The organism is Actinocorallia longicatena (assembly GCF_039534125.1).
GTDB classification, from domain to species: Bacteria; Actinomycetota; Actinomycetes; order Streptosporangiales; family Streptosporangiaceae; genus Actinocorallia; species Actinocorallia longicatena.
In genome coordinates this window covers 98,221-105,251 of record NZ_BAAAUV010000001.1, presented here as the reverse complement: position 1 = coordinate 105,251, position 7,031 = coordinate 98,221, and the positions used below count along the sequence as shown (strand labels likewise).

The window sequence follows — 7,031 nt, the reverse complement described above, 5'->3', positions numbered from 1 at the left end:
CGGGATCAGGACTGGGCCGACAGGTCCTGGACGGCGGTCTTCGGGTCGCCGTCGGCCGCGTTGCCGAGCTGCGGCACGAGGACGTCGAGGGCGTACAGCAGGGCGTCGGGGCCGCTGTAGGACAGCGCTCCGGCCAGCGGGGTCTCGAACGCGGTGTAGATCGTCCGGTCCTCCTTGACGACGCCGAGACGGGAGAACACCGGAGAGGTGAGCATCGCGGACTTGGTCGCGCCGTTGACGAACAGCACGTCCTTGTCGATCAGATCGAGGCGCTCCTCGCTCAGGTCCTCCTTGACGTCCTGGGCGGTGAAGCCGAGGGCGTCGAAGAGGGTGCGGCGCGGATCCTTGGCCGGGACGATCCAGTGCTGGCGCTTCTCGGGCCCGTAGTCGACGACCAGGGTCTTGCCCGCGAACTCGGGGTGGGTCTTGACGGCGTCGGAGATCTTCGTCTTGACCTTGTCGACCAGGGCCTGGGCCTCGGCGGACTTGCCGAGCGCCTTGCCGGTGGTCAGCGTCTGGACGTCCCAGGGCGTCTGCTCGTCCGGGTAGTCGGCGGACTGGACGACCGTCGGAGCGATCTTCGAGAGCTTCTCGTAGTTCTCCTTGTTGATCGTCTCGTAGATCGCGATGATCAGGTCGGGACGCTGCGCCGCGATGGCCTCGAAGTTGAGCTCCGCGGAGAAGGTCGGCAGCTTCTGGCCGCCGAGCTTGGCCTTGACCCAGGGGTAGGTCGGGTACTCGGCGAACCACTCGCGGGTGCTCACCGGAACGACGTCGAGGGCCAGGACGAAGTCCTGGTCGCTCCAGCCGACGGTGACGACGCGCTCCGGCTTGGCCGGGATCGTCGTGGTGCCGAACTTGTGGTCGATGCTGACCGGGAAGGCGGCGGCGCTCGCCGAGGCGGCGGCGGGCGCGGGGGTCTTCTTCTCGTCGCTGGAGGAGCCGCACGCGGTGAGCGAGGCGGCTCCGAGCAGGAAGGCCGCGGCGGTGGCGAGGAGGCGGGTGCGTGCCCGGGATCTGAGGGGGGCGTTGCGGATCATTGTTCTCCTTATCGGGAAGGCATGGTTAGGTTAGCATTACCTAACTTCAATGATCCAATGACCTGGAGGTCGGGAAAATGCAGCGGACTCTGCTGGGCGGCAAGATCCATCGGGCCACCGTCACTCAGGCGGACCTGCACTACGTCGGCTCCATCACGATCGACAAGGATCTGATGGAAGCGGCGAACCTTCTGGAAGGGGAGCAGGTCCACGTGGTCGACATCGACAACGGGGCGCGCCTGGTCACCTACGCGATCGAGGGCCCCGCGGGCTCGGGCGTCATCGGCATCAACGGCGCGGCCGCCCATCTGGTCCACCCGGGCGACCTGGTCATCATCATGTCGTTCCAGCAGGTGGCCGACGCCGAGGCCCGCACGCACCGCTCCAGCGTCGTGCACGTCGACCGCGACAACCGGGTCGTCGCCCTCGGCGACGACCCCTCCGAGCCTGTCCCCGGTGCCGTTGACCAGCTCTCCGGGGCGACCGTCGCCTGATCCGCGGGGGAGCTCGCGCTCCCTTCAGCAGGGCCGGTAGGAGTCGAACCTACATTCGGCCGGGGTTGGAACCCGGCTGCCCATCCATTTGGCTCAGCCCTTCGTCATCTGTTCTGACGCGGGGCGGGGCCGATCGGTTCGCGGTTCCCGGTGATTCCCGGGTGGTTCTTCAGGGACGGCCGAGGAGGGCGTCCAGGAAGGCGTTGCCGAACTTCCCCTCGGGGTCGCTCTCGCGCACGAGCCGGGCGAAGGCGGGGAAGCGCTCGTAGCGTTCGGCGAGGGCGGCCGGGGGAGTCCCGGTGATCTTTCCCCAGTGCGGACGGCCGCCGAGGGGGGTCAGCGCGGACTCCACCGCGGCCAGAACCGGCCGTACCGCGCCGGGGTCCTTGTGCCAGGTGAAGTGCAGTGCCACACGGTCGCTTCCGTAGGCCGGGCTGAGCCACAGGTCGTCGCCGCGGACCGTCCGGATCTCCGAGATGTGCAGCACCGGGGCGACGAGCGGGCCCAGCTCGCGCAGCGCCGCGATCGCCTCGGCGGCCCGTTCGCGCGGCAGAAGCCACTCGGACTGGAGCTCGTCGCCCGCGCTGGGCGTGAACTCGGGCCTGAAGTGCGGCAACCGCCGGTGCCAGGGCCCGGGGACGCCGAGCTGGCCGGTGCTCGCCTCGGGCGGCTGCCCGGGCACCGGATGGACGGGGCCGGGGGCGGCGCGGCCCCCCGCCCACCCGCCCGCCGGGCGCCCGGTGCGGTGCTTGAGCCAGACGGCGGCGTTCCCGTCCGCCCAGCCGGTGAACGCGCTGACGCTGTAGGCCGCGCCGAAGACCTCGTCGAAGTCCGCGGCGATCTCCGCCAGCGGGACGTCCAGCCGGACGCGCTGCTCGACCTCGAAGGACGGCTCGACGTCGAGGGTGAGGGCCGTGACGACACCGAGCGCGCCGAGGGCCACGACCGTCCCGGGGAAGGCCGGATCGGCGTCCCTGGTCACGGTCCGCGCCTCCCCGGAGGGCCCGACGATCCGCAGCGACCGGACCGAGGCCGACAGGGAGCGCAGGCCGTCGCCGGAGCCGTGCGTGCCGGTGGCGACCGAGCCCGCGACCGAGATGTGGGGGAGCGAGGCGAGGTTGGGCAGCGCCCATCCGGCGTGCTGGAGCGCCTCGGCCACCTCGGCGTAGCGCATCCCGGCCGCGACGGTCGCGGTCCCCGCGTCCGCGTCGACGACGACCGTCGCGGGGAGCCCGTCGAGCCGCACGAGGTCGCCCGTGGTGTCGGCGACGGGGCTGAAGGAGTGGCCGCTGCCGAGCGCGCGGACCCGCCGCGCCCCCGCGACGATCCGCCCCAGCTCCGCCTCGGACTCCGGCCGGTGGATCGCGGCGGCACCGAACCGGAGGTTGCCCGCCCAGTTGCGCGGCGGATCCGTCGTCGTCATTCTCCCGACCCCGTCATGAGGGGCGATGTTAGCGCAGGTGGGCCTGTCGCAGCCGGAGCGCGGCACCGGCCCAGAGGAGCCCGAACGACCAGCCGCCGATGACGTCGGTGGACCAGTGGACGCCCAGATAGATCCGGGTGAGGCCGACGCCGGCCGCCCACAGCGCGATGAGCGCGCGGATCTCCCACCGGGTGAACGCGGCGGCGAGCAGGACGGCCACGACGGTGGCGCTGGCCGTGTGGCCGGACGGGAACGCCCAGCCGCCCGGTGCGGCCGCCCAGTCCGACAGCGGCGGCCGCGGCCGCTCGACCAGCTCGGCGACGACCCGGCGCAGCATCGGGCCGAAGAGCACGACGCCGAGCGCGAAGAGCACGGAGCGGACCCGGGCCGCCATCGCCGCGCCCGGACCGGCCAGGGCGACCCCGGCGACGATCGTCAGGACCACCACGATCGGCCCGATCCCGGTTGCGGTCAGCCAGTGCGCGGCCGTCACCGCCGCCGACGCCCGCCGCTCCACCGACCACTCGTGAACGTGCAGGTCCGGGCCGAGGGGACGGCCGCCGGAGAGCAGCACCAGGGGCGTCAGGAGGAGGAACGGAAGGGCCACCGGGACCAGCCGGTACCGGGCGAGCGGCCCGCGGGCGTCGGACGAGGGCGATTCGGGCATCGTGGTTCCTGGCCGGGAGCGGGATCCGTCTCACGCTACCCGCCGGGACGCGCCGCCGGGTCAGGCCAGGCCGCTCGCGAACTCGGCCGCCGTCATCGGGGTGGAGAACATCGGGTAGTCGTACTTGAGCGCGTTGTCGTGCTCCTCCTGCGAGGTGGCGGCGACGCAGTCGGCCAGGGTGATGACCCGGTAGCCGTTCTCGTAGCCGCTGCGCATCGTCGACTCGACGCAGCAGTTGGTGAGGAAGCCGCCGAGGGCGATCGTGGTGATGCCCTTGCTGCGCAGGATGAAGTCCAGGTTGGTGCTGGCGAAGGTGTCGAGGCCGCGCTTGCCCTCGACGACGATGTCTCCCTCGTGCGGGGCGAGCACGTCGATGATCTCCGCGCCCCACTCGCCCTTCACGAAGGCCGAGCTGTCGACGACGCCCTTGAGGATGCCGTACGGGTGCGAGGTGATCTCGTAGTAGCCCGGGGCGAAGGTGATCGGGGCGTGGATGATCGTGACACCCGCCGCGCGCGCCCGCTCCACGAGCTCGCGGGTGTTGCCGAGCATGTTCGTCTTGTCCATGACCTCCTGGACCGCGCCGTGCAGCACGCCGCCCTCGGAGGTGAAGTCGTTCTGGTACTCGATGAGCACGAGGGCGGTCGTTTTCGGGTCGATGGCCATGCGTTCCTCCGAGGGTGTGAGGTGCCTCACTTAACCACTTATCAGACAAGCGGGCAAGCGCTACGATCGTGGTCATGGACCCGACTGTCTTCCGCGCGGTGACCCGCGCTCCGCTCAGCCTGCTGGTGTCGGGGCAGGTGCGTGAACTGATCCTGTCCGGTGAACTGCCGGTCGGAACCGAGCTGCCCAGTGAGAAGGACCTGGCCGACCAGTTCGGGGTGTCTCGCTCGACGGTGCGCGAGGCGGTCCGGATCCTTCAGGCGAAGGGGCTGCTCAGCGGCGGCGACACCGTGTCGACGGCGAAGCCACGGGTCTCGGGCGCGCTCGCCTCGGGCAGCGCGTCGGAGGCGCTGGAGAGCGCGCTGAGGCTGGGGAGCGTCCCGCTCGGCGACCTGGTGGAGCTGCGGCTGGTGCTGGAGGGCGCGGCCGTCGCCAAGCCGGGCGCCGCGGCGCTCGAGGACGCCAGGGCGGCGCTGGAGACCATGCGCACGCCCGGCGTGGGCGTGGCCGAGTTCCACGACGCCGATGTCCGCTTCCACATCTGCCTGTCGGGGGCGGGCGGCAACACCGCGTTCGCGCTGGTCATGACCGCTCTGCGCGAGGCCATCGGCGGCCATCTCCTGGACGCGCTCAAGGGCCTGGAGGATCCGCGCCCCACCCTGGACCGGCTGGCCGCCGAGCACGCCGCCATCCTGGAGGCCGTCGAGAACGGGTCGGGCGAGCGCGCCGCCGGGCTCATGCGGGCCCACATCTGGGACTTCTACTCCTCGGCGCTGTCATGAGCTTCCTCTCCGAGCTGCGGCGGACCGCCTCCGACGTCGTCACCGACCCCCAGGTCCTCACCGGATACAGCTTCGACCAGATGCCGCTCGGCACCGCGGGCACCCCGCTGGCGCTGGTGCGGGCCGGGAGCGTCGCGGAGGTCTCGGCGGTCCTCGCCCTCGCCTCCGCGCACCGGGTGCCGGTCGTGACGCGCGGCGCTGGTTCGGGCCTCGCGGGCGGGGCCAACGCCGTCGACGGGGGGATCGTGCTGTCGGTGGCGGGGATGGACGCGATCCTCTCGATCGACGAGGGGCTGCGGACCGCGACCGTCCAGTGCGGCGTGCTCGGCGGCGATCTGGCGGTGGCCGTCGCGGAACGGGGCCTGTGGTACCCGCCGGACCCCGCCAGCAAGGCCTTCTCCACGATCGGCGGGAACATCGCGACCAACGCCGGCGGCGGATGCTGCCTGAAGTACGGCGTGACCGGCGACCACGTCGCGGCGCTCACGGCCGTGCTGGCGTCCGGAGAGGTGATCCGCACCGGGGGACGGCAGCGCAAGAACGTCGCGGGACTCGACCTGACCCGGCTGCTCGTCGGCTCGGAGGGGACGCTCGCCGTGATCGTCGAGGCGACGCTCCGGCTGCGGGCCGCACCGCTCCCGCCCGCGACGCTCGTGGCGTTCTTCGGCACCGTCCAGGACGCGGCCGAGGCCGTGGACGCGATCGAGGCACGCGGCGAACCCTCGCTGCTGGAGCTGATGGACCGCACGACCGTCGGCGCGGTCGAGCGCGCCACCCGGATGGGGCTCGACACCGACGCGGGCGCCCTCCTGATCGTCCAGACCGACGAGCCGGATCCCGCCGCGGCGCTCCGGAGCTACGCGGAGGCCTGCGCCAAGGCCACCGATCTGGCCCACACGACCGACCCGGCCGAGGGAGAGCAGTTCCTCGCGGCCCGCCGTCAGGCGCTGCCCGCGCTGGAACGGCTCGGTTCCACCCTGCTGGACGACGTCGCCGTCCCACGGACCGCGCTGGCCGAGATGATCACTGAGATCCAGGTGATCGCGGAGCGGTACGCGGTCACGATCGGCACGTTCGGGCACGCGGGCGACGGCAACCTCCATCCCACGATCGTCTTCACCCCGGACACCGAGGCCGCGGCGCGGGCCGCCTTCGTCGACATCGTCCACGCGGCCCTGACCCTGGGCGGCACGATCACCGGCGAGCACGGCGTCGGAACGCTGAAGACCCCCTACCTGACGGCCATGGTCGGCCCCGTGGAACGGGCCCTGATGGGCCGGATCAAGGAGGCCTTCGACCCGGCGGGCGTCCTCAACCCCGGAAAGGCCCTCTGACCCCGGCCCGGGGAACACCGCTTTCGGCGGCCGGGCAGCGGGCATCGGAACGGATCGGACGGGGCCGGTGATGACCAGGGATCGCGGACAATGGCTGCTGACGGCGCGTGAGCGGGGCAACCCCGCCACGCGCCTCGACGCGCGCCATCCGGACGGCGCCGCCTGGTCGGCGGGGAACGCGGAGAACGAGGTGCGGCCGCTGGTGCACGGTGCCGCCTACTTCGCCGAGCTGCTCGAGGGGATCCGCCGCCAGCGGGCCGGCGACGTGCTCATGTTCACCGACCGGAGTGGCTCCCCGACCCGGAGCCGCGCGGTCCGCACACGGTGCAGCTGCTGCGCACCTATCCCGCCCGGCGGCACGGCCACTCCTTCGCCCCCGCCGGCGAGCGGAGCATCGCGCGCGGCTACCTCAAGGTCCTCGGGCGCGCCCGCTCGGCCGCCGCCCTCGACGCCTGGCACGCCACGGGGGAGAGGGGCGCCCGCCCGCCGGGACGGCTCAGGACCTACGAGGTGCCCCGCGTGTCCCGGCCGACCCTGGCCTGGGCGGCGCCGCTCTACCGCGCCTTCTACGACCCCGACGGCCGTCCCCGGTCGCCGCGCCGCTCCGGCTCCTTCTGACGGCTCC

8 protein-coding genes and 1 tRNA gene are annotated in these 7,031 nt (G+C 72.5%); 4 read left to right on the top strand and 5 right to left on the bottom strand.

Annotated features, from left to right (window positions below):
• Positions 1 to 5: 5 nt before the first annotated feature.
• Positions 6 to 1,040, bottom strand: coding sequence for an ABC transporter substrate-binding protein (locus ABD785_RS00535; protein ID WP_344821097.1), 1,035 nt, complete (start codon positions 1,038 to 1,040; stop codon positions 6 to 8).
• 77 nt (positions 1,041 to 1,117) lie between these two features.
• Between ABD785_RS00535 and panD the strand changes: the two genes are divergently transcribed.
• Positions 1,118 to 1,534 (top strand): aspartate 1-decarboxylase, encoded by a 417-nt coding sequence (panD, locus tag ABD785_RS00530; protein ID WP_344821096.1) that lies wholly within the window; start codon positions 1,118 to 1,120, stop codon positions 1,532 to 1,534.
• A gap of 28 nt (positions 1,535 to 1,562) precedes the next feature.
• Here panD and ABD785_RS00525 read toward each other — a convergent pair.
• From ABD785_RS00525 to ABD785_RS00510, 4 genes are all read right to left on the bottom strand, one after another.
• Positions 1,563 to 1,635: transfer RNA gene (locus ABD785_RS00525), tRNA-Trp, on the bottom strand.
• A gap of 68 nt (positions 1,636 to 1,703) precedes the next feature.
• Positions 1,704 to 2,957 (bottom strand): FAD-binding protein, encoded by a 1,254-nt coding sequence (locus tag ABD785_RS00520; RefSeq protein WP_344821095.1) that lies wholly within the window; start codon positions 2,955 to 2,957, stop codon positions 1,704 to 1,706.
• Positions 2,958 to 2,985: 28 nt separating this feature from the next.
• The gene (locus ABD785_RS00515) at positions 2,986 to 3,624 is read right to left on the bottom strand and encodes a phosphatase PAP2 family protein (protein ID WP_344821094.1); all 639 of its coding nucleotides are present in this window, start codon (positions 3,622 to 3,624) and stop codon (positions 2,986 to 2,988) included.
• A 60-nt stretch (positions 3,625 to 3,684) separates the two neighbouring features.
• Positions 3,685 to 4,290: a cysteine hydrolase family protein gene (locus ABD785_RS00510; protein WP_344821093.1), complete on the bottom strand. Its 606-nt coding sequence runs from the start codon at positions 4,288 to 4,290 to the stop codon at positions 3,685 to 3,687.
• 74 nt (positions 4,291 to 4,364) lie between these two features.
• On the opposite strand from ABD785_RS00510, the gene ABD785_RS00505 reads away from it, so the two are divergent.
• The 3 genes from ABD785_RS00505 to ABD785_RS00495 all read left to right on the top strand — a co-directional run bounded on the left by ABD785_RS00505 (position 4,365) and on the right by ABD785_RS00495 (position 7,024).
• Positions 4,365 to 5,072, top strand: coding sequence for a FadR/GntR family transcriptional regulator (locus ABD785_RS00505; protein ID WP_344821092.1), 708 nt, complete (start codon positions 4,365 to 4,367; stop codon positions 5,070 to 5,072).
• Positions 5,069 to 6,406 (top strand): FAD-binding oxidoreductase, encoded by a 1,338-nt coding sequence (locus ABD785_RS00500; RefSeq protein WP_344821091.1) that lies wholly within the window; start codon positions 5,069 to 5,071, stop codon positions 6,404 to 6,406. Before ABD785_RS00505 ends, ABD785_RS00500 begins: the two co-directional genes overlap by 4 nt.
• A gap of 324 nt (positions 6,407 to 6,730) precedes the next feature.
• Positions 6,731 to 7,024 carry a hypothetical protein gene (locus ABD785_RS00495; RefSeq protein ID WP_344821090.1) on the top strand — a complete coding sequence of 98 codons (294 nt, stop codon included), beginning with the start codon at positions 6,731 to 6,733 and terminating at the stop codon, positions 7,022 to 7,024.
• The last annotated feature ends 7 nt before the right edge of the window (positions 7,025 to 7,031 follow it).

Bases quoted from the DNA above. Each gene is read 5' to 3' on its own strand.
- ABD785_RS00535 (WP_344821097.1), bottom strand. From the start codon at position 1,040: ATGATCCGCAACGCCCCCCTCAGATCCCGGGCACGCACCCGCCTCCTC.
- panD (WP_344821096.1), top strand. From the start codon at position 1,118: ATGCAGCGGACTCTGCTGGGCGGCAAGATCCATCGGGCCACCGTCACT.
- ABD785_RS00520 (WP_344821095.1), bottom strand. From the start codon at position 2,957: ATGACGACGACGGATCCGCCGCGCAACTGGGCGGGCAACCTCCGGTTC.
- ABD785_RS00515 (WP_344821094.1), bottom strand. From the start codon at position 3,624: ATGCCCGAATCGCCCTCGTCCGACGCCCGCGGGCCGCTCGCCCGGTAC.
- ABD785_RS00510 (WP_344821093.1), bottom strand. From the start codon at position 4,290: ATGGCCATCGACCCGAAAACGACCGCCCTCGTGCTCATCGAGTACCAG.
- ABD785_RS00505 (WP_344821092.1), top strand. From the start codon at position 4,365: ATGGACCCGACTGTCTTCCGCGCGGTGACCCGCGCTCCGCTCAGCCTG.
- ABD785_RS00500 (WP_344821091.1), top strand. From the start codon at position 5,069: ATGAGCTTCCTCTCCGAGCTGCGGCGGACCGCCTCCGACGTCGTCACC.